The organism is Helcobacillus massiliensis, assembly GCF_033106145.1.
GTDB classification, from domain to species: Bacteria; Actinomycetota; Actinomycetes; order Actinomycetales; family Dermabacteraceae; genus Helcobacillus; species Helcobacillus massiliensis.
This window is the reverse complement of sequence record NZ_CP136959.1, coordinates 1,958,233-1,982,914: the sequence shown is the minus strand read 5'-3', so window position 1 is coordinate 1,982,914 and position 24,682 is coordinate 1,958,233. Positions and strand designations below refer to the sequence as shown.

At 66.5% G+C, this 24,682-nt stretch carries 16 protein-coding genes; 6 read left to right on the top strand and 10 right to left on the bottom strand.

Features of this window, described 5'->3' with window-relative positions; all coding sequences use genetic code 11:
- Positions 1-58 precede the first annotated feature (58 nt).
- From R3I40_RS09110 to R3I40_RS09085, 6 genes are all read right to left on the bottom strand, one after another.
- Complete coding sequence (locus R3I40_RS09110) at positions 59-1,471, bottom strand: APC family permease (protein ID WP_285262307.1); 1,413 nt, start codon at positions 1,469-1,471, stop codon at positions 59-61.
- Positions 1,472-1,664: 193 nt separating this feature from the next.
- On the bottom strand, positions 1,665-4,133 hold the full coding sequence (locus R3I40_RS09105; RefSeq protein WP_285262281.1) for a PfkB family carbohydrate kinase: 2,469 nt from the start codon (positions 4,131-4,133) through the stop codon (positions 1,665-1,667).
- A gap of 11 nt (positions 4,134-4,144) precedes the next feature.
- Positions 4,145-5,902: an ABC transporter permease gene (locus R3I40_RS09100; RefSeq protein WP_239376488.1), complete on the bottom strand. Its 1,758-nt coding sequence runs from the start codon at positions 5,900-5,902 to the stop codon at positions 4,145-4,147.
- Positions 5,899-6,990: an ABC transporter ATP-binding protein gene (locus R3I40_RS09095; protein ID WP_239376490.1), complete on the bottom strand. Its 1,092-nt coding sequence runs from the start codon at positions 6,988-6,990 to the stop codon at positions 5,899-5,901. The genes R3I40_RS09100 and R3I40_RS09095 overlap by 4 nt, the downstream gene beginning before the upstream one ends.
- Positions 6,991-7,030: 40 nt before the next feature.
- Positions 7,031-8,098 (bottom strand): extracellular solute-binding protein, encoded by a 1,068-nt coding sequence (locus R3I40_RS09090; RefSeq protein ID WP_239376491.1) that lies wholly within the window; start codon positions 8,096-8,098, stop codon positions 7,031-7,033.
- Positions 8,099-8,171: 73 nt separating this feature from the next.
- Positions 8,172-9,269 carry an ROK family protein gene (locus R3I40_RS09085; protein WP_285262280.1) on the bottom strand — a complete coding sequence of 366 codons (1,098 nt, stop codon included), beginning with the start codon at positions 9,267-9,269 and terminating at the stop codon, positions 8,172-8,174.
- A 261-nt stretch (positions 9,270-9,530) separates the two neighbouring features.
- Here R3I40_RS09085 and R3I40_RS09080 point away from each other — a divergent pair, with 261 nt between their 5' ends.
- The gene (locus R3I40_RS09080) at positions 9,531-12,281 is read left to right on the top strand and encodes a PIG-L family deacetylase (RefSeq protein ID WP_285262279.1); all 2,751 of its coding nucleotides are present in this window, start codon (positions 9,531-9,533) and stop codon (positions 12,279-12,281) included.
- Between the two features lie 49 nt (positions 12,282-12,330).
- Here the strand turns inward: R3I40_RS09080 and R3I40_RS09075 are convergent, their stop codons facing one another.
- The 3 genes from R3I40_RS09075 to R3I40_RS09065 form a co-directional block, all read right to left on the bottom strand.
- Positions 12,331-13,371, bottom strand: a complete 1,041-nt coding sequence (locus R3I40_RS09075; protein ID WP_285262278.1) for a Sir2 family NAD-dependent protein deacetylase — start codon at positions 13,369-13,371, stop codon at positions 12,331-12,333.
- Positions 13,372-13,583: 212 nt separating this feature from the next.
- The gene (locus R3I40_RS09070; RefSeq protein WP_183376920.1) at positions 13,584-14,327 is read right to left on the bottom strand and encodes a CE1759 family FMN reductase; all 744 of its coding nucleotides are present in this window, start codon (positions 14,325-14,327) and stop codon (positions 13,584-13,586) included.
- Between the two features lie 88 nt (positions 14,328-14,415).
- Positions 14,416-15,603 carry an LLM class flavin-dependent oxidoreductase gene (locus R3I40_RS09065; protein ID WP_285262277.1) on the bottom strand — a complete coding sequence of 396 codons (1,188 nt, stop codon included), beginning with the start codon at positions 15,601-15,603 and terminating at the stop codon, positions 14,416-14,418.
- 277 nt (positions 15,604-15,880) lie between these two features.
- On the opposite strand from R3I40_RS09065, the gene R3I40_RS09060 reads away from it, so the two are divergent.
- From R3I40_RS09060 to R3I40_RS09050, 3 genes are all read left to right on the top strand, one after another.
- On the top strand, positions 15,881-17,806 hold the full coding sequence (locus R3I40_RS09060) for a solute carrier family 23 protein (RefSeq protein ID WP_259923640.1): 1,926 nt from the start codon (positions 15,881-15,883) through the stop codon (positions 17,804-17,806).
- 6 nt (positions 17,807-17,812) lie between these two features.
- Positions 17,813-19,024, top strand: a complete 1,212-nt coding sequence (locus R3I40_RS09055) for a multidrug effflux MFS transporter (protein ID WP_285262276.1) — start codon at positions 17,813-17,815, stop codon at positions 19,022-19,024.
- Positions 19,025-19,241: 217 nt separating this feature from the next.
- Positions 19,242-21,248, top strand: coding sequence for a hypothetical protein (locus R3I40_RS09050; RefSeq protein ID WP_285262275.1), 2,007 nt, complete (start codon positions 19,242-19,244; stop codon positions 21,246-21,248).
- 15 nt (positions 21,249-21,263) lie between these two features.
- Here the strand turns inward: R3I40_RS09050 and R3I40_RS09045 are convergent, their stop codons facing one another.
- Positions 21,264-22,715, bottom strand: coding sequence for a Na+/H+ antiporter family protein (locus R3I40_RS09045; protein WP_285262274.1), 1,452 nt, complete (start codon positions 22,713-22,715; stop codon positions 21,264-21,266).
- 212 nt (positions 22,716-22,927) lie between these two features.
- Between R3I40_RS09045 and R3I40_RS09040 the strand changes: the two genes are divergently transcribed.
- Together R3I40_RS09040 and R3I40_RS09035 are read left to right on the top strand one after the other, a co-directional pair.
- Positions 22,928-23,965, top strand: coding sequence for a peptide ABC transporter substrate-binding protein (locus tag R3I40_RS09040; RefSeq protein ID WP_317699955.1), 1,038 nt, complete (start codon positions 22,928-22,930; stop codon positions 23,963-23,965).
- Entirely contained in the window at positions 23,962-24,564 is a 603-nt protein-coding gene (locus R3I40_RS09035; protein WP_317699954.1) for an ABC transporter substrate-binding protein, read from the top strand. The genes R3I40_RS09040 and R3I40_RS09035 overlap by 4 nt, the downstream gene beginning before the upstream one ends.
- The last annotated feature ends 118 nt before the right edge of the window (positions 24,565-24,682 follow it).

Sequence of the window (24,682 nt, the reverse complement as noted above, 5' to 3'; positions counted from 1 at the left end):
CCGTTTTCGATTGCCGCGTTGTGCGGTGACGATGACCGCCGGTAGTTGGAGGCGTGCTTCACTGCCCCCGCAGCGCCGCTGACGCCTCCGCGCCGAGCAGCTCATCCAGCGCCTCGTCCCTGTCCGCGCCCTGGGGCCGGTCGGTGAGGGTGTAGATCAGAGCACCGAGCAGCGCCCAACCGGCGAGGATGATGTGCTCCGCCGGCCACTGCAGTGTCAGGCCCGTGCCCGGGATCAGCGCGAACAGGATCACGAGCACTGCACCGACTGCACCGATCGCCGGCAGGAACGCGGGCCGCGCCCGGTACGCGTACTGCGCGTTCGGGAACCGCCTCGGCAGGCGGTACTTCGCGACCACCACCAGCAGCCACACGATCCCGAGGAACACGCCGCCCGCATCGAGGAACCAGATGATGGCGCCCGGCCCCAGCAGGCCCAGCACGATCGTGATGACCAGGACGAACAGCAGCGCATTGCGGGGAACACCGGAGCCGGCGTGCACCTCGGCGAGGGAGCCCGGCAGCATGCGGGCGCGCGCGAGCGCGAGCACCACGCGGGAGGAGGCGACGAACAGGCCGATGAAGCTGGTGACCAGGCCCAGCACAGCGATGAGGAACGCGCCGAACCCGAGCAGCGGGAAGCCGGCCGTGGTGAACGCATCGATCGTGCCGAGGTCCATGGCGGCGACGTCCTCCCACGGCACCACGGTCGCGGTCGCCAGCAGCACGGTGGTGTAGAACAGCGCGGCGATGGCGACGGTCAGCACCACGGCGCGGCCCACGCGGCGCGGCGACAGGCTCGACTCCTCCGCCAGCACCGCCACCAGGGAGAACCCGACCACGTACGTGATGCCGGGGACCACCATCCGCGCAGTCGACGCCAGCGGCGCCTGGCCCGCCGACCACGCCGGCCACAGGTTCGAGGGCGAACCGGCGAACACCGCAGTCACGGCGAGCGCCGCACCGATCAGCAGCATGATCACGAACAGCGCCACCTGCAGCTGCGCACCGAGCCCCACCCCGAACCAGTTCAGGGCGAACACGATCAGCGCCAGCGCGATCCCCACCGCCAGCACCGGCAGCGTGACCGCCTCCCCGTTCACGGAGTACAGCGGCATCGACTCGAACACCGGCAGATACTTGCTGAGCAGGGTGCCGAACGCAGTGACGTAGAAGGACAGGGACGCGATGTACGCGCCGATGTGGAACCAGCCGGTGGCGAAGCCCGCGCGGTACCCGAGGGCGGCGGTGGACCACACCACTTCGCCGCCGGCGCGGGGGATCACGCTGGTCAGCTCACCGTAGGCGAGGGCCACGCAGGCAGCGAGCGCGGCGCCGACCAGCAGGCCGAGGATCATGCCGCCGGCGCCGACGTCGGCGAAGAACGTAGAGGACGTGTAGATCCAGCTGGACCCGACCACGCCCGCCACGCCGAGCGCGATCAGGGACGGCAGGCCGAGGGTCTTCTTCATCGAGGACACGGGGGACTCCTTCGCGGGGCGGGGGAGGAGGCCGACGGGTGCTGCCGTCGGCCGGTGCAGTTACGCGGAGAGGAGGCCCACGTCACTGCAGGGATGGGGCCCATTGTGCCAGCACACGGCCGCTCGGGGGTGCCGGTCTGTGCCAGTGTTGTCGGTTGCCGACGCGGTTGGAACCGGCCGCTCGTCAGACCGAGTCGTCGCCTCTGCCCGTGCGGTGCTTACGGAACACATCGTCCCGGAGCGATGAGGGCAGAGAAATCGCTCGTGAAGTCGTCGAAACGGCGGTGCGTGCTGCCTCTTCTGGGTCCTTGTGCCGCATGAATTCGGTGAGGAACACGGCGTTGAACGCATCCCCCGCGCCGACGGTGTCCACCGGACTGACTCTGGGAGCAGGAACCGCCGTGACGCGTCGCTGTCCTCTCGGCCCCGACTGAACCAACGCGCCTTGCTCTCCCATCTTCGTGATGACCATGGGGTGAGCGTCGGCGAAACGATCCAGGGCATTACGAGCCGTCGCCGCACCGGTGAGACCGAGGACTTCGGATTCATTGGGCAACAGGATGTCGAGGTGGGGGAAGACGTGTTCGAACAGGCCTACACGATGCCTCTCCGACCATCCACCAGCCGGATGGCCCATGTCCAGCGCCGTAATGGCCCCGAGCTGCTGAGCTCGCTCGAGCAACGCAGCCAGCCGCTTCCCCTGGAGGTGAGGCAGGAGGAAATAGCCGCTGAGGAGCAGGCAACCGGCGCTCAGAGCCTGATCGTCGACGTCTTCAGGACCGAACTCCGCGAGGGCACCGAGCGACGAGATGAACGACCGATCCCGATGTGCTGCTTCGGCGGCAACAGTGATGGGGGTGCAACCATTCACAGTGACGAGGTTGAGCTCCAGTCCCTCCTCCTGCGCCAAGCCGCGAAGCAGATCAGCACCTGGATCAGAACCGACGGGGGCTGTGAGTGTTGTGGGCACGCCGAGCTGAGCCGAACGCAGCGCCGTGTTGGCGGCGGACCCGCCGATCCTCAGGTCGATCTCCGGGACGACCTCTTCCTCTCCGGGGGCCGGAAAGTCAGCGCGACCATGAATCACCACGTCAGGGTTCAGATTACCGATGACGCTGATCCGAGTCCGTGGAGCTCGTCCTCCGCGCTCGCGTGCAAGGGCCATCAAGTCGCAGCGGGCATCGTCAATGTGCTGGCGCCGATCCTCGAATGACTGCTGAAGCTCCCGACAACGTTGACGCACGCCGTCGATGGTCCGCTTCTGTGCGGCTTCGCCAGGGCTGCCGTCCTGATCCCGGGCAAGGATCTTCTCTGGTTCATTGCCCGAGGACATCACAATGGATGCGAGCGTGCCGTCCGAGTCCTCAATACTTGCGCTCCGCAGGGCGGCCTCCACTTGTTGAGAGTGCCAGGTCGCGGGTTCACCGGCGCGGAAGAGGGCGCCGACTACGTCATGGGCTGCTCGCCATGGGACACCGTGGACTGCAAGGGCTTCGGCCACTGCCGTCGTCGTAGCGCCGGAGGACACGATCTGTGCGCTGGACGGGAGTCGAAGCGGTCTGATCTCGCGGACGACACCGGCGAACAGGCGAAGGAACCTGACTGTCCGTTCCACTGATGCCCACAGGTGCTTCTGCACATCAGTGGTGGCGTTGTTCGAGTCTTCGTACCATCCCGCGGCGATGGTCGAATAGACACTCACCAGGTCGCCGTTCGCGGCGCCGGCCATCGACACCATGTGCTCCAGCACAACAGGATTCTGCTTCTGCGGCATGATCGAGGAGCCCTGACTGAAGCTTCCGGGCGTCTCAATCCACCCGAGGTTCATCCATTCCTGCACCACGCGAGCCCACCGAGCGCCGGTTGCACTGATTCTGGCCTGGATCGCGGCCACGCGCATGAAGTGCTCGGCTCCCGCCACGGCTTCGTACGAGGATGTGAATGGGCGATCGAAGCCCAGCAGATCGCTGATTCTCCGGCTGTCGACTGCGATGTCAGTACCTGCGAAGGCGGCTGACGTGAGCGGAGAAACGTTGAGCTCGTCGTAGACGGACAGCAGCTCATCCGCCTGGGACAACAGGGCCTCTGCGGCTCCGCTCAGCACATGGGCGATGGTGGTCGGCTGGGCGGGACGACGGTGGGTGTGCCCGATGATCAGTGACGACAGGTTCCGTTCGGCAGCGTCGCTGAGCTCCTGGACTGCCCGCAGCAGAATGTCGGCGATATCGAGCACGCCGCGACGCAGAACCATTCGGAACACTCCCGCGTCCAAATCATTGCGGCTACGAGCGAGCTGCACATCCAGGTCTGCGGTCGCCATGTCGCAGGCCGCCGCTAGCTCAGACTCCAAGAAGTAGTAAGGATCTTCAACGGCGCCGTCGAAAGGAAAGCTGCGGACACGTGGACGCCAATCCGAGCTGGTGGGCGCCCAGGATTCCCAGAGCCGAAGCAGGCCGCGGATGAGCCGGCTCGCGCGATCGGAGGGGAGAGCCTCCGTCTCGCCAAGCATCACGATATGTGCAATCGATGCTTCGACCATTGCGGGCAGGTCATGAGGTGCCGCCTCTTCAAAGGCGACCCGCAGGTGGTTGTCCCAATAGATGCTCAGATCACCGCGGTCTCGAAGGGGCGCGGAATGGTTTGTACTGGTCACCACTGAACCTTTCAGACTGTCTTCGGTGCGATCGCCGCCATTCGGGACGGCTTGACATGGCGCATGTTCCGCCATCGCTTATCGCGGTGCGGCCGCGGGTTCTGAACAACCTCGGAGATGATCAGGACGATGAGAATCACTGCCATCTGCAGTGCGCCGTAGGCGAAGGCTGAACCCAATTCGTTCGCATACTGCCGGTTGTAGATCTCGACCGACAGCGGTGTGAACCTCGCCGGGTAGATCACGACCGACGCTACGTATTCACCGAACCCCTGGATGAATGCAAGCAGGGCGCCGGCTATCACCCCTCGCGCCATCAGGGGAAGGGTGACAGTGCGCAGGGTGCGCCAGGGAGTCGCCCCGAGATTCTGGGCGGCCTCTTCGACGGAAGGGTCGATCTGCGCGATCGACGCTGCGGCGTTCCGGAATACGAGGGGGACGAAACGGATGAAGTACGCAACGGGAAGGATCCACAGGGACCCGACTAGAACCTGTCCAAGGTTGAACGGCGTGGGCGAAGCGAAGGCCGTCACGATATTGATGCCGACGACCGTTCCCGGCAGTGCCCACGGGAGCATGATCATCAGATCAAGGACGCTGGCTCCGCGTCCGCGCCAACGGGCCACCACCCACGCGGTCAGAACGCCGATCAGGATCGAGGCCAGCATTGCCAGCAACGACATCTGGCTGGATACCAATATCGGACGGAGGCTGCGCGGGTTCGAGGCGATATCGACGAAGTTCTGCAGCGTGTACTGCGGAGGAAGGATCTGGGTCGTCCAGGTTCCGTCGACAGTGAAGGACAGCAGGACAATCGTGGCGGCCGGAGCCGCCAGGGTCAGGACGATCAGCAGTGAGCACATTCCTGCCGCGACACGCGCCCAGGCGCCGGTGAGCGGTGTGGCGACTTGCGGGGTGCCCTTGGAGAGGCTCCGTGTCGATCGTTGGTTCTGGTACCAGCGCATGGTCAGCAGGAAAAGGATCGAGACGATCGAGAGCACGGTTGACTGTGCGGCCGCGAGTTCGTAGTTTCCGGACGTCTTCGCGGCCACGATGCGCATCGTCAATGTGTTGACGTTGTAGAACTGCGGCGCGGTGAATGAGGCCATGGAGACCATGAAGGTCAGCAGCGCTCCGGAGACGAGGGCCGGTGTCAACATCGGCAGAACGATAGTGCGCCACATCCGAGCACGAGAGGAACCGAGGTTCATCGCGGCTTCCTCGAGTGAAGCGTCACTCCCAGCGAGGCCCGCGGACACTGACAGATAGAAGTAGGGGTACATCGTCAGCGTGTGCACCAACATGACGCCGGCGATGCCGTCGAACGCAAACGCGTGGGCTGGAAGGCCGGTGAGGCTTGATACGGCTCGGGGGAAGATTCCGGATGACCCGTACAGGTAGTAGAACGACAGTGCCCCGATAAGAGGCGGGAGTCCCAACGGAACGAGGGCGACGATCTTGAGGATCCCTCTGCCCGGGAACCGGAAGCGGGTCAGCAGGACCGCCAGACATGTCCCGACGATCCCGCTGGTCACAACGGAGCCCAGCGAAATGAGAACCGAGAGGATGAGGGCCGACTTCGACGTGCCTGAGGTGAAGTCCCGATAGACGTCGCCTCCGCTCTGGAATGACGTCAGCAGCGTCGCAATCATCGGGACAACGATGTAGACAAGCAGGATGAAGGCCAGGGGAATGGCCAGGACGTAAACGAACCTGTCCGACGACGTGCTGGTCTGCAGGCGGGTCCGATTCCCTTTCAATGCCGTCACGGTTTCACCATCCAGATTTTCTCGGCGGACGGAGTCAGGTCAACGTCGTCGCCAGGCTGCGGCAGACTGTCGGAATCGGGAACGGATGCAAGGACCTCGTCTTCTCCGACCTGCGTCATCACAAGGCAGGTGGCCCCCGTGAACTCCACTGACGTTACGCGCGCACGAATGGAACCAGCGGCCGGAGAAGTCGAGCTGTCGACCAGAGCGACCGAAAGGGACTCTGGGCGCAGCGAAACGGCGATTTTCTCTCCGGATGTCGGGGCATCCCCGGAGGTCCTGGCGGTTCGGGGCGCGTAGATGACTGCGCCGCTGTCGAGCCGGATCGTGCAGTACCGGTCATCGACGTCCTCCACAGTGCCGCCTAGGACATTCGAGCGGCCGATGAACCGAGCCACAAAAGCAGTGGCGGGGCACCGGTAGATCTCACGCGGTTGGGCGACCTGATGGAGGACGCCGTCCTTCAGCACGGCGATGCGGTCGGACATCGCCATCGCTTCAGCTTGGTCGTGCGTCACATAGACGCTGGTGGTAGCGGACTCCTGTTGGATGCGTCGGATATGTCCGCGCGTCTCCTCACGGAGTTTCGCATCCAGGTTGGAGAGAGGCTCATCGAGCAGCAGTACTGACGGATCAATGACCAGTGCGCGTGCCAGCGCCACCCGCTGCTGCTGCCCGCCGGACAGCTGACCGATGCCGCGGTCGGCGTAGTCGCTGAGGCCGACGACTTCCAATGCCTCAGCGACTCGCCGCCGCTTCTCCTCTCCCCGAATGCGCCGCGTGGTCAAGCCGTAGCCGACGTTGGCGGCAACATTCATGTGGGGGAATAGGGCGTAGTTTTGGAACACCATGCCGGTGTCGCGTTTGTGCGGAGCCACACGCGTGACATCGCGATCACCGAAACGGATCTGGCCTGAACTGGGAGAGATGAACCCAGCGATCATTCGCAGAGTCGTGGACTTCCCGCAGCCCGACGGGCCGAGGAGAGTGAAGAACTCTCCATCGGCGATGTCGATGCTGAGGGAACTGACAGAGGGAATCCCGCTGCCATAGTCCTTGGTGATGTCGGTGAGGCTGACGCTGGTCATGGTGCTCCTTCGGTGCGGTCAAAGGGTGGGCAGAGGGACCTCAGCCCTTGCCTTTGATGTTCTGGGCCCAATAGCCGATCCAGTCGGATTCGTTCTCGGCGATGCGGTCCCAGTCCACTTCCATCTCCTTCAGGCCCAGGTCGGCGAGCCACTTCGGTTCATCGCTGAGCTCCACCGTCGGGATCTGGTACTGCTCTTCGGCGAGCTTCTTCTGCTCGTCCTCGCTCATGAGGAAGCTGATGAACTTGTCTGCTCCTGCCCCACCGGGACCGTCCTTGATCTTGGCGAGACCGTCGACGAGCATCGGGGCGCCAGACGCAGGAACAACCGCGTCGAGCATCGAGAAGTCCCCGTAGTGCTGCAGCATGATGTCTTGGAGATTCCACAGGGAGAGCGGGGCCTCCTGTCGACTCAGACGCTGGTAGAGGTCGGTGGGGTTGGCGGCGTAGGCCTTAGTGTTGGCATCGAGCTTCTTGAGCCATTCGTACCCGGCTTCGGGAGCGTCCGGATCGGCGCGGTCGATCATGGCGCAGTAGATGGACCTCATGGTGCCGGACGCCTCCACGTCTCGAATGATGAGGCTGTCCTTCATGTCAGCTCCGAGCAGGTCGTCCCAGTCCTTCGGTGCCTTGTCCTTTGACATGACATCGGTGTTGATCATGAAGAGTTCGGCAAGCTTCATCTCGCCGACCCACAGTCCGTCCTTATCTCGGGAAGCTTCGGGAACGGCGTCGATGACGTCCTGAGGAGCTGGAGCGAGCACGCCATCGGCTGCGGCAGCACTGAGCTGCTGCCGGGTGCCGCCCCACCAGATATCGCCCTGCGGATTCGCCTGTTCGGCCCGCACGCGCTCCAGGGCCTCCTGTGCGCCCAGGGTGAGTATGGTGGCCATGCCCTCCCAGTCCGGATTGGCCTTTTCGAAGTCGGCGACGACTGATTCCGCAAGCGACTTGTCGCGGGCGGTGTAGATCGTGAACGCCGTGGGCTTGCCGGCATCATCTCCCTTCCCGGAGCTGGAGGAGGTTCCGCCGAGTCCGCATGCCGAGACAACGGCTGTGGAAGCGGTGGCGAGGATGGTGCCTCGGATGAGGTTGCGTCGTGAGATCATTGATCTCTCCTTTCTGGGGTGACTGCATTGTCACGTCGGCTGCACTTGTTGGAGTTCTGAGAAGGACAAGTCCTCAAGGGCCGCTTTTCGGACTCTCGGAGTGCGGAGGGTCGCTTGCTTCTAGGAGCAGCTGGGGGCGGGTCTCCATGCAACTGATGGCGCCGCGGACCAGGGCATCCTCTCCATGCTGGGCGAATCGAATGTCGACGTCGCTTGGACAGAGCCGTCGAATGCGAGATTTGAGTTTTGATCTGTGCGGCTTGTCGAGGCGAGGGAGAGCACCGGCAAGGACCACGGTGTGAGGGTTCGCCACGCAGACGTACACCGCGGAGGCATAGGCCCATGCATCAAGTGCGCCGGAGAGAAGGCCCTTCGCGGCATCGTTCTCGGAGGTCATCAGATCCTCGAGGAGGCGATGCTCTTCGGTATCGATACCCAGCTCGCGTGCCCCTCGGGTCAGGCGGGGAATTGAGAATTCCGACTCAAGCTGCCCCACCTCCCCGCTCAGTTTGGACGAACGCCAGGGAAGAAATCCGATCTCTCCGGCTGAACGGGTTGCCCCTACGTGGATCTTGCCGTCCACCAGGAGTGCTCCGCCGATGCCGCCGCCCACATAGATGAGCGCGGCGTCGCCGTCGAAGCGCCCGCACTCTCCAAGAGCTACGAGGTTGACATCGTTCTCAATGATCACGGCGATGCGCAGAGCGGATCGAAGGCGTTCAGCGAGCGTGGCTTGGTCCGCGTCTCCCAGCTCGGGTGCGAGCGCAATGTACCCCTCTTCGGACACCACTCCCGGGAGCGACAGAACGACGCAGCGCGACGGTTCGGTGGTCACGGAGTGGAGGGTTTCGATGGCTGCGATGAGCGATTGTCCGGGGTCCCCGAGGTCGAGGGGGCGGCGGATCTGGGCATAGATCTGCTGGTCAAGGTCCACTTGGCGCACCACGATGTCTCCGGACTGGATGCCGATGACCGTGAGACGAACCGCAGAGCGCCTGAACTGAAGCAGCGTACGGGGACGCCCGCCTGTTGAATTCGCTTGGCCGATCTCCTGGACGTAGCCGTTGCCGAGCAGTGTCTTGATCGGTGTCGTCATGGATGACTGGGAGTAGCCGGTGATCTCCGCGAGTTCAGTGCGAGACAGCGCGCCGCAGGTCAGGAGGGTGCTCACTGCCGCAGTGAGTCCCTCCGTCATCTGTGCCGGTTGTAATGTGACCGGAGTCTCCGTTGACATAGATACTTTATACGCGAAAGAAAGTGGGCGCGCAAGACCTCTCCTTCAACCCCGGATGTTGGGCGCAGTCCAGTGGATCATGGGTTTTCGTCTTGACGAGGAGCAAGGCTTGTGGACCGATCCTCTTGCTTCGTCGCTTACTGCGGCGTATGAAGTATGTATCCCGTCACAGTCGACGGGGTGGATGGAGGTACTGATATGACGAAGACAGCCGCGACCCGGAGCCTGGCGATGAGTCGAAGAGGTGTACTGCAGGCGGTCGGCACGATCGGTCTTGGCGGCGCGCTCATGACGCCGGCGGAACACGCTCTCGCTAGCGCGCACGCACAGGATCCCGACTCTGTGAAGCTCAACGTCCTCTTCATCGGAGCCCACCCTGATGACGAGAACGGTTCCCTGGCCACACTCGGTCAATGGAACGAATACCACGGAGTCGAAGCCGGAGTCATCACCATTACGCGCGGTGAAGGAGGGGGCAATGCAGTCGGGCTGGAAGAGGGCCCACCTCTGGGGCGTCTCCGTGAGGCCGAAGAGCGTACGGCGGTGGGACGGGCTGGGGTACGACACGTCTTCAATCTCGATGAGGTGGATTTCTACTACACCGCAAGTGCGCCGCTGTCTCGAGAGGTCTGGGGCGGAGATGCGCTGCTGGGCCGGATCATCCGAGTGATTCGTGCAACTCGGCCGGAGATCATCCTGACCATGAACCCGTCAGCTGTGGAAGGGAACCACGGCAATCATCAGCAGGCGGCAATGTACGCCGTTGAAGCCTATTTGAAGGCGGGTGACCCCTCAGTCTTCCCTGAGCATGTTGACGAAGGGTTCGCTCCTTGGACGCCTCGACGGATCCTCCGCGTAGGTGCGAACGGCGAGGGGGCCACCGGTGCTGATGCAGTGAAAAGAGGGTACGGCCCGACGGTCGACGCAGATGTTGTCTTTGGAACTTGGGACGGGACCTTCAGCGAACGGGAAAACCGCCGCTGGTCCGCAGTGCGGGACGACTCGGTCCATGACTATGTCACCCAGGGGTGGCACCTTCGACCGCCGTCCCCGAGCGACCCGGCCGAAATCCGGGTGAACTGGCTGACCGTCATCCACTCCAAGTCTCCACTGTCAGATCCTCGTAGCGGCGATGCTGCAGCTCTGGAGGGCGCCGTGACACAGTCCGAGGGAGGTTTGCCTCTGGGCCTTCTCCTGGAAGTGAAACCGGAGACGTATGAATTCGTCGCCGGTGAAGCCCGCAAGGTGGCCGTTCGTGTCACGGCACCTCCGGAAGGCGACGTGCCGGCGGCCCCGGTCAGTGTGGTCGTGCCCAAAGGCTGGAAGGCCGATCCTGCGGAGCTGGCCATGCCCAGTCTGAGCGCTGGGGAAAGTGTCGACCTGGCATTGACGGTCGTCGCCTCGGATGGCGAGAGTGGCGAGACCGGGCAGATTTGGGCGGAGCTCGCCCTCCCGGATGGAACAGCAGGCAAGTGCTTCGCCCCTGTTCGGCGAGCAGGGGCGTTGGAGGCCAGCATTGCGCCACTTGAGGAGATCGCTGACTTCCGGGAGTGGACGAAGTCCATTGGAATGCGGCACCTCGATGCCCTCGTTCCCGAGCTGTTTTCGGTGCCACAGGGGTGGCGCGATGAGGAGGAGATCGTAGTCGAGAGTTTTTCGTCCCGCGAGCAGCGTGGACGAGTGAGTGTTCAGGTCCCGGCAGGCTTCAGTGTGGAACCTGACATGGTGGACATATCTTCGATCGAGCCGCGTGGCCGCGAGTCTTTCTCGGTGTGGTTTGAGAACGTCGATACAAGTATCCCGTTCGGCAACCGCGCCGAGAACGGTGGCAGCTGGCCGGTTCCGATCCTTACGGAATCCGCTGGAGCTGTGGCCGTGCGCAATACCGTCATGAATCTGGTCCCGACGTCGGTGGTTCCAAAGGTCGAACCGCCCAAGGCGCTGACAGGTGTTCTGGACCCTGCCGTCTTCCCCGGCGAAGACCTCCCTGTCGACACTGTGTGGCAGGGGACGCCGATGGGGGGAACGACGGAAACCATCAGCGGTACCTCTCGGATCAGCCACGACGGCGAGAATCTGTATGTTTTCGTATCAGTCCAGGACGACGTGCGCGGAACCATCCTGCCTCCAGAGGACAACAAGCGGCAGCGTCGAACTGACTCGGTCGAGATCTACGTGGATCCACGAGGGACTGCGCCGAATACAGCTCACACGTTCATCGCAGGCATTATGCCGTCGATGGGGAGTATGACTGGAGCCCCTGGTGTCGGGCGCGATCGTGACAACCATCAAGGTGAAGCCAGCGAGACTGCGCCTGGGATGGAGGTCGCAGTGGTCATGGCTGGGACAGAGGAGGAATACACCGGGTATGGCCTCGAAGTGAAGATTCCATTTGTCGTGCTGCCTGACGCGATCGACCCCGAACATATGGGCTTCAACGTGGTGATCAACGATTCTGACACCCAGGACAAAACAGCTCAGGACCGGGTGGGGTGGTCGACGTTCCCCGGAATGCGAGCTGATCCGTGGCGGTGGGGGTTGCTTCGAGTTGAGGGGCTGTCCGATGGCGGTTCGAACCCGAAGGACCCCATCCTCCCAAGGACGGCGGCCCTCTCCATAGAGTCGCCCCAGTCGATCATCCAATCCGCCGCAGACGGTGTACCGCTTGGCGGAGCCGCACCGGCTCGGGGTGATCTGCGTGTCGACTCAGCCAAGTGGCGCGGGAAGAGGCTGGTTGCAAAGGTTCGGACCCCTTCCGCTGGTGAGGTTCGGGCATTCCTGTGGGATGGCGAATCTGTGGCTGGCAGCGTGAAGCAGAAGGTGAAGAACGGCAAGCTGACCATTTCTCTTCCAACAGAGGAGAAACCTGATAGCGGCGACTACAAGCTGCTGGTGAGCTACATCGACAGCGAAGGGCGAGTGGCCGCCGCAGTCAGCTCAGTATCCTGATTTCACATTTCCGGCTGTCAAGGACCGACGGGTCATCGAGGCGTTCTCGCTACCCGTCGGTCTTTGTCTTTTCAGCGCCGCACCACAGCTGAAGCACATCGGTGATGCGGCCCGCGATCCGCACGGCAGCGACTCCGTCGGCCCGCGTGGGGCCGTCGTTCACCACCACGACCGGCCTGCCCGCCTTCACTGCGGCGCGCACGAACCGCAGACCCGACTGCACCGTGAGGCTGGAGCCGAGCACGAGCACACTGCCCGCCTCCTCGACCGCGGCGTAGCAGTCGCGGACCACCTGCGGGTGGGCCGCTTCGCCGAAGAACACGACGTCCGGTTTCAGCATGCCGCCGCAGATGCCGCAGAGGGGGTAGCGGAAGTCGTGGGTGCGGTCCACGTCGGCGTCGCCGTCGGGTGCCTGGGCGACCTGGTCGGCGAGGGCGTCGATCCGGGCGGCGTAGTCCGGGTTCAGCAGCAGCATCCGTTCGTGCAGCAGCGGCCGGGAGGACAGGTGCCCGCAGCCGAGGCATGTCACGAGGGACAGCTGCCCGTGCAGCGGGATCACCCGCTTCGTGCCGGCGGCTTCGTGCAGGCCGTCCACGTTCTGGGTGATGACGGCACTGATCGGGAACGGGGAGGACACGGCCTGGATCGCGGCGAGGAGGCGGTGCCCCTGATTCGGTCGCGCCTGCAGGAACTGCCGCCAGCCCACGGTGGAGCGCGCCCAGTATCGGCGGCGCGACAGGTCCGAGCCGGTGAACTCGTGGATCGTCATCGGCTGGCGGGCCGTGGCGGTGCGCCCGCGGTAGTCGGGCAGGCCCGAATCGGTGGACATACCGGCGCCGGTCAGCACCACGACGGGACCGTTCGCGGCGAGCACGCGAACGGCGCGTTCGATCTCCTCTGGCGGGGAGGTGCGGCCGTACTCGGCGCTGTCCATGGGGCCCCACGCCGGCATGCGCGGAAGGCCGCGACCGGTGCGGGGCGCTGCGGGCGCGACCGACGGGGCGGGGGCGTCATCCGGGCCGAAGGCGGAGTGGGTTGTGCTCGCGGTCGCGAACCAGGAACCGGCGTGGCCAGCGGGCGGGATCCTCATGCGCCCCAACCTACCGCGGTGCGGCATATCGGTCGCGGCCGGTCTCGGCCGGTCTTGGCCGGCCCCGACCCGAGTCCCCAGGCCCTGCCCGGCACCCATTGAATGCGTTTCAGCGCTCTTGTTCGAGGAAATGAGCGCTGAAACGCACGGAACCGGCCGGCACGGCGGTCCGGGGGCTGGCTGTCCCTGGTCGGCGGCCCGGGGGAGTGAGCCTACTTCTTCATCTGCTTCAGCAGGTCGCCGAACGGGACGAAGTCGGTGAAGTCGTCGGCAGCGGACGTGCGGCCCGCAGCTGCCGAGATCCCGCGGCCCGGCTTCTGAGACGAACCCTCAGCGCCGTCAGCAGCGCTGTCGTCGGCGCCGTCACCAGCGCCGGCACCACTGGGGTCGGCGGCCCCGTCGGCCGGCGGGGCGTCCACACCGAGCAGAACGATCGCCTCCTCCGCGGCGGTGCGAGCACGCGCAGCGAGGGAGTCGTCTGCGGAGGCGAAGTCGGCGCTCGCGGCGAAGATCGCGGTCGGCACCGGCATTGCGCGCAGGTAGGAGAACAGGGGCCGCATCGCCGTGTCGGTGATGAGGGAGTGGCGGGCGGTGCCGCCGGTCGCGCCCAGCATCACCGGGACACCGGCCAGGGCCTTCGGCTTCACTAGGTCGAAGAACGACTTGAACAGCCCCGAGAACGACGCGTTGAACGTGGGCGTCACCGCAATGATGACGTCCGCGGAGCTCACGGCATCCAGCGCGCGCTGCACAGCGGCGGGCTTCACCGGCGAGATCGTCGCCTCCATGATCCCGACCGCAATGGACCGCAGGTCGATCCGCGTCACCTCGGGCTCGAGCGCACGCGAACGGGCCTCGGTCTCGAGAGCGGTCTGCAGGACGTCGGCGAGCCGGGACGTGGATGAGGGCGTGGACAGGCCCGCCTGCACCACGGCGATGGTCAGAGTGCGTGTCATGGAGTGCCTCCTCGGATGGTCACATGCGAATGCGGGGTCGGGAGCGGGGCGCGGGCGGTCCGCCCAGCGGGAAGGCCGGCCGACGGGATCAGTCGTTCAGCCGGCCGCGCTCGGCCTCAGCCCTGCGCGCCTCCGCGGTGAGGCCGGTCCAATTGTCCCCGGTCTCGAAGCGGTACGAGGAGTCGAACTCGGCGCCGCGCGCCTCAGCAGCGGCCTTCACACGGGCCGCGTGCGTGGGGGCGTCGGGAACGTCGGCGGGGCGGCGCTTCGCGAACTCCTCGCGCAGCACCGGCACCACCGTCGTGCCGAGCAGTTCGATCTGCTCCATGACAGTCTTCTCCGGCAGGCCGGCGTGGTCCATGAGGAACATCTGGCGCTGGTAGTCGCCCACATGGTCCGCCATGGACAGGTAGCGCTCCACCACCTGCTCGGGTGAGCCCACGGTGAGCGGGGTCTGCGCGGTGAAGTCCTCCAGGGACGGGCCGCCGCCGTATACGGGGGCGTTGTCGAAGAAGGGGCGGAACTCGTTGACGGCGTCCTGCGAGTTGGGGCGCATGAACGCCTGACCACCGAGGCCGACGATCGCCTGGTGCGCCTTGCCGTGGCCGTAGTGCTCGTAGCGCTCGCGGTACAGCTGCACCATCTGCTTCGTGTGGCTGATGGGCCAGAAGATGTTGTTGTGGAGGAAGCCGTCGCCGTAGTAGGCGGCCTGCTCGGCGATCTGCGGGGACCGGATCGACCCGTGCCACACGAACGGGGGGACGCCGTCGAGCGGGCGCGGCGTGGAGGTGAACTGCTGCAGCGGGGTGCGGAACTGTCCCTGCCAGTCCACCACGTCGTTGCGCCACAGTTCGTGCAGCAGCGCGTAGTTCTCGACCGCGAGCTCCACGCCCCTGCGGATGTCCTGGCCGAACCACGGGTAGACGGGGCCGGTGTTGCCGCGGCCCATCACGAGGTCCACGCGGCCGTCGGTCAGGTGCTGCAGCATCGCGTAGTCCTCCGCGATCTTCACCGGATCGTTGGTGGTGATCAGGGTGGTCGCGGTGGACAGGATGATGTTCGTGGTCTGCGCGCCGATGGTGGCGAGCGTGGTGGTGGGGGAGGAGGTCACGAACGGCGGGTTGTGGTGCTCGCCGATGGCGAAGACGTCCAGACCCACCTCCTCGGCGAGCCGGCCCATGCGCACGATCTGGTCGAGGCGCTGCTTCTCCGTGGGGACCCGGCCGGTGGTGGGATCAGGGGTGATGTCGGCGATGGTGAAGATTCCGAACTGCATGGGGCGCCTCCTCGGGTGGCGGGCCGGGCGGCGGCCCGGCGAACTCATGTAGTTGAACATAAAACTACTTTTGCTGACGGGTCAATGCCCGGGAGACCCCGCTCACGGCGCCCCCATCATTCCCGCGCCGCCTGCGCGCACGATCCAGGCCGACGCGCTCAGCCGCCAGCCCGGGGTCATGCCGACGGGTGCCGCGGCACCCGCACAGGCGCAGGCCGACGGGGCCGGCCTCACATCGGTTCCCGGCACCCGTCGGCCCCGCAATAGCATGGGGACCATGTCCTCAGCTCCCGCCGCCGCGCCCCGCATCCACCCCGTGGACCAGGTGCCGCCGCTGCCGCGCCTCAGCGTCCTGTCCATTCAGCACGTGGCCGCGTTCTACGCCGGCGCCGTCGTGGTGCCGCTGCTGATCGCCGGCGGCCTCGACCTCACGCCCGCGCAGACCATCCACCTGATCAACGCGGACCTGTTCACCTGCGGCATCGCCACCCTCATCCAGTCCGTCGGCTTCTGGAGGATCGGGGTGCGTCTGCCGATCATCCAGGGCGTCACCACCACCGCGATCTCCCCGATCATCGCCATCGGCCTGGCCACCACCGGCGGGCAGGGCGGCGCCGCGGCCCTGCCGTTCATCTACGGCTCCGTCATCATCGCGGGCCTGTTCACGTTCTTCGCCGCCCCCTACTTCGCGCGGCTCATCCGCTTCTTCCCGCCGGTGGTGATCGGCACCGTCCTCACCTGCATGGGCATCACCCTGCTCGCCGTCTCCGCGAACGACATCACCTCCTGGGCCGACGGCACGCCCGCCAGCAGCGACGTCCTCTACGCCGCCCTGACCCTCGCCGTCATCGTGGCCGCCCAGCGGTTCTTCCGCGGATTCCTCGGCACCATCGCCATCCTCATCGGCCTGATCATCGGCACCGCCACCGCCCTCGCCCTGGGCGACGCGTCCTTCGCGGAGGTCGGCACAGCCGACTGGGTGGGCGTCACCACCCCGTTCTACTTCGGCCTGCCCGCCTTCACCCTCACCGGCGCCATCTCCATGATCGTGGTCATGCTGATCACCATGGTGGAGACCACCGGTGACGTGTTCGCGGCCGGGGAGATCGTCGGCAAGCGCATCACCCGCGGCCACATCCGCGCCGCCATCCGCGCCGACGGGCTCTCCACCACCCTCGGCGGCGTCCTCAACTCCTTCCCCTACACCTGCTTCGCGCAGAACGTGGGGCTGGTGCGCCTCACCGGCGTCCGCTCCCGCTGGGTGGTGGCCGGCGCCGGCGTCATCATGATCATCCTCGGCGTGCTGCCGAAGGCCGGAGCAGTGGTCGCCTCCATCCCGGGGCCCGTCCTCGGCGCCGCCTCCCTCGCCCTGTTCGCGAACGTGGCACTGGTGGGCATCCAGACCCTCGCCTCCGTGGACCTGCGGGACAACCGCAACGCCGTGGTGGTCACCATCTCGCTCGGCCTCGCCCTGCTCGTCACGTTCAAACCCGCCATCGCGGAGCTCGTGCCCTCCTCCCTGCAGGTGCTGTTCGCCTCCGGCGTCACAGTCGGCTCCATCTGCGCGATCGTGCTGAACCTCCTGTTCTTCCACGTGGGCCGCCAGGCCGGCCCGGATGTTGCGGTGGGGGCCGACGGGTCCCGCCTCACCATGGAGGAGATCTCCGCGATGGACACCGCCGAGTTCGCCACCGCCCTCGCACCCCTGTTCAACAACGAGACCTGGCCGCTGGAGGCCGCCGCCCAGCGCGGCCCCTTCTCCTCCGTCCAGGACCTGCGCGAAGCGATCCAGGAAGCGGTCCTCACCGCACCCCACGAGAAGCAGATCGCCCTCATCGAGGACTACCCCGACATGGCCGAACTCCTCCTGGCCGACGACACCCGCGCAGAGGAGATCGCGAAGGTCGCCGGCTCCCTCGCCCTGGAGAACATGGACGATGCCGAACAGCAGCAGCTGCAGGAGCTCGCCGACGCCTACCGCGAGAAGTTCGACCTCCCGTTCGTGGCATGCCTGGGCCGGATGGACTCCCGCCAGCAGATCATCACCTCCGGCATCCGTCGGCTGGAGAACTCCCGCGAACAGGAGCGCGTGGTCGCGCTCGCGGAGGTCGTGGAGATCGCCAACGACCGCTTCGGCATCATGATGGCGGACGCCAACCCGATCGCCTCGGCCTGGCACCGCAAGTTCGAACAGCTGCACTGAGGAGTCATGCCGGCAACCCGCGCGAAGAGCGCCCACCTGGGCGCCCTCACCATCACCATCCTGACGGCGCTCGCCGCCATCGGTCCGCTCGCCACCGACATGTACATCCCGGCGTTCCCCGAGGTCGCCGCGGACCTCACCGCCCGCGCCGCCCACGTGCAGCTCACGCTGACGGCGTTCTTCGCCGGTGCGGCCGCCGGCCAGGTGGTGGCGGGCCCCCTCAGCGACCGCCTGGGCCGACGGGTGCCGCTGATCTCCGGGACGCTGCTGTGCCTGGTGGGCTCCATCGGCTGCGCTCTCGCCCCCAGCATCGGCTGGCTGCTGATCTTCCGCGTCATGCAGGGCATGGGCGGCGGGTTCGGGATGGTGCTCTCGCGCGCCATCCTCATCGATCTGGCGCGCGGGCCGGAACTGTTCCGCTCCATGAACCTCCTGCAGGGCATGGTCGGCATCGCCCCGATCATCGCGCCACTGATCGGCGGGGTGATCCTGATCGTGGGGTCGTGGCGGGAGGTGTTCATCGTGATCGCCACCGCCACCGCCCTGTCCCTGATCGCCCTGGTGCTGCGGATCCCCGAATCGCTGCCGAGGCAGGACCGTCAGCCCGGCGGCTTCCGCACCTTCGCACGGAATGTGGCGCGGCTGCTGCGCCGGCCCGCGTTCACCTCCTACCTGCTGGTGAACGCGTTCAGCGCGTTCGCGCTGATGGCGTACGTGTCCGCCTCCAGCTTCGTGGTGCAGAACCTGCTCGGGTTCTCCTCCACCGTCTATTCGATCTCGTTCGCGGTGAATGCGACGGGCATGATGCTGGCGAGCTTCACCTCCGCGCGGCTCACCCAGACCCGCAGTCCGCGGTCCCTGATGCGGTGGGCGATCCCCGTGGTGATCGCGGCGGGAGCATTCCTGCTCATCGGGGTGCTGCTGCTCGGCACACCGGCGTGGGTGGTGTTCCCGGCGTTCTTCTTGACGGTGGCGCCGCAGGGCTTCATCTTCGGCAACGGCGCGGCGATGGCGTCCCGCGAAGCGACTGATATGGCGGGCACGGCATCGGCGATGATCGGCCTGGGCTTCGCCTGCGCTGCGTCCCTCGCCGCCCCGGTGGTGGGCCTGGCGGGGGAGGGGTCGGCGCTGCCGGCCGCGATCGGCATCTTCGTGGGCGGCATCATCAGCCTGATCCTGTTCGTGGTCGCGGGGCGCTTCGAGCGCGCGTCGGCGTAGTCCGTCGCCAGGACCGTCTGGAAGAGGGGAAGCGGATGCTGAAGCGGAACCCGTCGGCCGCCTGACCAGCCGGGCCCCGCCCGTGCCCGCACGCCCCACCCGGCCCCGTCCGATTCGTCCCAGTTCGCCCGGGCGGCCCCCGTCGGTCCCTCAACTCCCGTATCATGCGGCCAGGACCGTGTTGCGCGCACTGCCGGGCGCTGAGGGGAGAGCTGGAATGGACACCACGATGGTGCAGCGGCTGCGCATGCCGCGCGCGCTGATGATGATGGCGATCGCAGCGGTGATGATGCTGGTGCTGGCGGCGTGCGGCCCCACCCTCAACACCAAGCTCACCATCGACGACAAGGGCGCTGGCTCCCGCGTCATCTCCCTCGTCATCACGCAGAGCGACATGGAGTCCATCCCCGGCGGCGCCGGCGTCATCGATGAGACCATCAAGGCGAACGTGCCCGGTGAGATCACCTACCACGGCATGTCCTCGGGGGCCGACGGGGCCACTGTCTACAACTTCGAGATCACCTTCACCGACCCCGCCGACTACGAAGCGAAGGCGCAGAAGCTGCTGGACGCCGGCGGCGTGGACAAGCAGGCATCCGTGACACTGACCCTGCCGAAGAAGCCGTTCGCCGAAGGCGCCCGCATCGACGAGAACTTCACCTCCGCCGACCTGCTCGCTTGGACGGCCAACGCCCTTGAGGCGAAGCTCGGCTCCGACACCGTCAGCGCATCCGACTTCTCCGGCTCCGGCGAGGTCACCGTTGCGCTGCCGGGCCAGGATGAGATCACCGACCAGTTCGAACCGATCGACGCCGGCGAGGCCTCCCAGTACGGCTTCACGGCCATCGCGGTGAAGACCGGCGGCATCGGCAGCGGCGACGCCCTCACCCGCACCATCACCTACACTCTGCCCGCGGATTCCTACGCCCGCAGCCCCAAGGACTATGACGCGTGGATCGACTCGGTCACTCCGGACGGCGGCAAGGCCGAGAAGTCCACGGACGACAACGGCGACACCCAGTGGGTGCTCACCCTTCCCGAGGGTGATGCGCAGGCGATCTCCGCGCAGACCGACACCGCCCTGAACACCTCCGGCACCTCCCTCGAGGTCACCACTGAGCCGGACTCCGAGAACCCCCTGCGGTCCACCACCTACGTCACCGACACCCTGACCTGCTCCACGATCTGCACGGACTCCGGTGTCATCCGTGCGGAGCACGACGTGCCGGAGGGCTGGGAGCACCTGACCGAGAGCGGCGTCGATTCGGACACGGGCAAGTCCACCGTGACGTACTCGCACATGGTGCTGGTGCAGGACTTCCGCGCCACCACCACAATCGGTGAGGTCGGTGGCGGCGAGGTCGCCTACGCGTACACGTTCTCCAAGGAGGACGACGCGAAGATGGGCAAGGACATCGCCGCCTGGGTCAAGGGCGACAGCCGCGCAGCGGACCCGAAGCGCACTGAGGACGGCGACACCGTCACCTACACGATGACGTTCAGCGGCACCGCTGAGCAGCTGGCGGGGGATGTGGGCGAGTACATCGGCGCCGACGGGCCCTACGGCACCGGCACCATCACGAAGTCCGGCGAGTCGATGTTCACCACCACCAGCCGCTTCCACACATCCTTCGCCGCACCTCGCCAGCTCAGTGAGAACCCGCCGGCGGCCAGCACGTGGACCGTGAAGCTGCCCGACGGGTACGAGGCCCAGCCCGGCACCGTGTCCTCCGACCCGAAGGGGAAGACCTCCGCGAAGGGCAGCAGCGTCTCCATCACCACCACCGAGGCGACCTCCAGCGCGCCCTCCGTCACCGGTGAGGCGGAGTCCCGCAACTGGGTGGGCGTGATCGCACTGATCGTGCTGCTGGTGTTCGCCCTCGCGATCGTGTTCGCGATCATCGCGCTGGTGCGCCGGGCGAAGCGTCGCTCCGCGCAGGCCGCGCCGCACCCCGCGCCGAACGGGGCGCAGTTCGCCGGCGCGCCGATGGCGGCGGCGGGGGTGCAGGGGCCGACGGGTTCTCACGCGGCACCGCCCGCGCAGTCAGGCATGTCAGCGCCGTCGGCCCCGCCCTCCCCGCACACCGGGCAGTACCCGGCGCAGCCTCCTGCTCAGCCGCCGGCGCAGCCGCCCGTGCAGCCGCCGGCGCAGCAGGGCTTCGGCCCGGGCAGTCACACCTCGGTGATGTCCGCGCCGACCCCGCCGCGCGCGCCGCGCAGCTGACCCCGCGCAGCCGCGTCAGAGGACCATCGCGGCGATCCAGCCGGCGGCCAGCAGCGGCAGGTTGAAGTGCAGGAACGTCGGGATCACCGAGTCGCGTATGTGGTCGTGCTGCCCGTCGGCGTTGAGACCGGCGGTCGGCCCGAGCGTCGAATCCGATGCCGGTGAGCCCGCATCACCCAGCGCCCCGGCCGTGCCGATCAGTGCGACGGTCGCCGCCGGGGAGAACCCAAGGGACGCGCACAGCGGCACATAGATCGTCGCGATGATCGGCAGGGTCGAGAACGACGACCCGATGCCGAGCGTCACCACCAGGCCCACCACCAGCATCGCCAGCGCTGCCGCGCCCCGATTGTCGCCCACGAGCTCAGCGGCGGACTTCACCAGCGGCTCCACCTGGCCGGTCGCGGTCATCACCGCGGCGAAGCCCTGCGCGGCGATCATGATGAACCCGATCAGCGCCATCATCCGCATCCCGCCGGTGAACACGTCATCCGCGCGCCGCCACGGCACCGCGCCCGTGCCCAGCATCAGCGCGAGGCCCACCAGCGCGCCCACCAGCAGCGGGTTCGCCTCCGATTCGAGAGCGGTCAGCACCAGCTGGATCGCGAAGCAGGCGGCGACCGCCACCAGGCTCATCACCATGGAGAAGCGCTGGCGGCCAGCGCTGGGGCCCTCGTCGGCGCGCCTGGCCGCTGCTGCTGGGCTGCTCGCGGCATCGGCTGCCTCGCCGGCGTCGTCAGGTTCGGGGGCCGACGGATTCGGGCGCGCGTCGGCCGCCCCAACCGCCACATCCGCGTACATCCGCGGGCGGCGGTAGCTCACCAGCAGCGCCACCAGCAGACCCGCCGCCATCCCAGCCGCGGGGATGCCCATCGCCGCCATTACGTTGACGGAGCCGACCGGCATGCCCGCCTTTTCGATGTTGCCGAGCAGGATGTCGTTCAGGTAGATCGATCCGAAGCCGACGGGCAGCAGCATATAGGTGGTGACCAGGCCGAACGTGAGGGTGCAGGCGATGGCGCGGCGATCCAGGCGCAGACGGTTCATCACCACCAGCAACGGCGGGATCAGCAGCGGAATGAACGCGATGTGCACCGGGATCAGGTTCTGGCTCATCACCGACATCGCCAGCACGCCCGCCACCAGCGCCCACCGCACGGCCGTGACGGCGCCCTGCTGCGCGGAATCGGATGCCCCGCCGAGGCGGCCGACGATCCACGCCGCCAGCGCGTCCGGCAGGCCCGAACTCGCCACCGCCATCGCGAACGCGCCCAGCAGGGCGTACGCGAGCGCGATCTGGGCGCCGCCGGCCAGGCCTTCTTGGAAGGCCACCATCGTGGCGTCCAGGCCGAGACCGGCCACGAGACCGCCGACGACGGCGCCGATGAACAGGGCAAGGACCACGTGCACGCGCGCCAGGGACAGCACGAGCATCACGATCACAGCGAGGAGAACAGCATTCAGCACCCCGAAACACTAGGCCGAAGCATGCCGCCGCTGCGTGTCAGACCGCCTGGTGGGCGCCGCCCGTGCCGGTGTTCCGGGAGGTCACCGGGCCCCGGGGCCCTTGAAGTGGCGCAGTGCACGCCATCCGGCTACGCTGTCACCAATCATTGTGATGTGGTGCACGCGATGGTGCGTTCACACTCGCTCCCTTGTTCCCCGAAGGAAAGAAGAACATGGATCTCTCACGTCGATCACTCCTCGCCGGCTCCGTCGCATTCGTCGGCCTCGGCGCCCTTGCAGCCTGCGGCGGCGACAACAAGAGCGGCAGCGGCTCCGGCGGCGGCGGCGGTGCAGCCGTCATCGTGAACGGCACCGAGCCGCAGAACGCCCTCGTTCCCACCAACACCAACGAGACCGGCGGCGGTCGCGTGATCCAGTCGATCTTCTCCGGCCTCATGTACTACAAGGAGGACGGCTCCGCTGAGCCCGACCTCGCCGAGTCCGTCGAGTCCGATGACTCCAAGGTCTGGACCGTCAAGCTCAAGGCCGACCAGAAGTACTCCGACGGGTCCGTCATCAAGGCGCAGGACTTCGTGGACTCCTGGAACTACGGTGCCGCGGCCGCCAACGGCCAGCTCCTGCAGTCCTTCTTCGACCCGATCGAGGGCTTCGCCGAGGTCGCCGAAGAGGGCAGCACCATCAAGGAGATGAAGGGCCTCAAGGTCGAGGACGACACCACCTTCACCGTGACCCTGGTGGCCCCGCAGTCCGACTTCGCTCAGCGCCTCGGCTACTCCGCGTACATGCCGATGCCGCCCTCCGCGTTCAAGGACATGAAGGCGTTCGGCGAGAAGCCGATCTCCTCCGGCCCGTACAAGCTGGAGACCTGGTCCCACGACCAGGAGATCGTCACCGTGCCCAACGAGCACTACAACGGTCCCCGCAAGGCCAAGAACGGCGGCATCACCTACCGCATCTACCTCGAAGACGACACGATGTACAACGACCTCCTCTCGGACGCCGTTGACGTCACCGACACCATCCCGCCGAGCCGCCTGTCCACCTTCCAGGACGAGCTCGGTGAGCGATCGGTCAACGCACCGGGTGCGGTGTTCCAGTCGATCACCTTCTCCCCGACGGACAAGAACTACCAGGGAGAAGCGGGCAAGCTGCGCCGCCAGGCGATCTCCCGCGCCATCAACCGCGAGTCGATCTGCAAGAACCTGTCTTCGACTCCCGCACCCCGGCGACCGACTTCGTCGCTCCTGTGATCGAGGGCGGCGGTGCCACCGACATCAAGGGCGCCGAGGTCCTCCAGTACGACAAGGCGAAGGCCAAGGAGCTGTGGGACAAGGCCGAGGCCATGCAGAAGTTCGAGGGCGAGTTCACCCTCGGCTACAACTCCGACGGTCCCCACAAGGACTGGGTGGAGGCCGTGTGCAACTCCGTGAAGGAGGCGCTCGGCGTCAAGGCGACCCCGAAGCCGTTCCCCGAGTTCGGCAAGTTCCGTGAGCAGATCACCAACCGCAAGATGCCCGGCGCGTTCCGCTCCGGCTGGCAGGCGGACTACCCGTCGATGTTCAACTTCCTCGGCCCGATCTACAGCTCCGCTGCGGCCGACGGCAAGGGCTCGAACGACGCCGACTACAAGAACCCCGAGTTCGACAAGCTCCTCGCCGACGGCCTGTCCGCCACCGACACCGAGGGCGCGCTCGCGAAGTTCAAGGAAGCCCAGGCCCTGCTGATGGAGGATCTGCCCGCCATCCCGCTGTGGTACCAGAACAGCCTCGGCGGCTTCTCGAACGTCGTCAAGGACGTCAAGTACGCCTGGGACACCACCCCGATCTACTACGAGATCACCAAGGAGTGATCCCTCCGGGCGGCCCGGCACCGGGTCACCCCATCTGAGAAGCGGGCCCCTCACCCATGCGGTGAGGGGCCCGCTTCGCTGTGCGCGGGGACGAAGTTCCCCGCGCGGCCACCGGATC

Coding starts and splice junctions, on each gene's coding strand:
- R3I40_RS09080 (WP_285262279.1), top strand. CDS start 9,531: ATGACGAAGACAGCCGCGACCCGGAGCCTGGCGATGAGTCGAAGAGGT.
- R3I40_RS09095 (WP_239376490.1), bottom strand. CDS start 6,990: ATGACCAGCGTCAGCCTCACCGACATCACCAAGGACTATGGCAGCGGG.
- R3I40_RS09075 (WP_285262278.1), bottom strand. CDS start 13,371: ATGAGGATCCCGCCCGCTGGCCACGCCGGTTCCTGGTTCGCGACCGCG.
- R3I40_RS09070 (WP_183376920.1), bottom strand. CDS start 14,327: ATGACACGCACTCTGACCATCGCCGTGGTGCAGGCGGGCCTGTCCACG.
- R3I40_RS09060 (WP_259923640.1), top strand. CDS start 15,881: ATGTCCTCAGCTCCCGCCGCCGCGCCCCGCATCCACCCCGTGGACCAG.
- R3I40_RS09040 (WP_317699955.1), top strand. CDS start 22,928: ATGGATCTCTCACGTCGATCACTCCTCGCCGGCTCCGTCGCATTCGTC.
- R3I40_RS09110 (WP_285262307.1), bottom strand. CDS start 1,471: ATGAAGAAGACCCTCGGCCTGCCGTCCCTGATCGCGCTCGGCGTGGCG.
- R3I40_RS09050 (WP_285262275.1), top strand. CDS start 19,242: ATGGACACCACGATGGTGCAGCGGCTGCGCATGCCGCGCGCGCTGATG.
- R3I40_RS09090 (WP_239376491.1), bottom strand. CDS start 8,098: ATGATCTCACGACGCAACCTCATCCGAGGCACCATCCTCGCCACCGCT.
- R3I40_RS09055 (WP_285262276.1), top strand. CDS start 17,813: ATGCCGGCAACCCGCGCGAAGAGCGCCCACCTGGGCGCCCTCACCATC.
- R3I40_RS09065 (WP_285262277.1), bottom strand. CDS start 15,603: ATGCAGTTCGGAATCTTCACCATCGCCGACATCACCCCTGATCCCACC.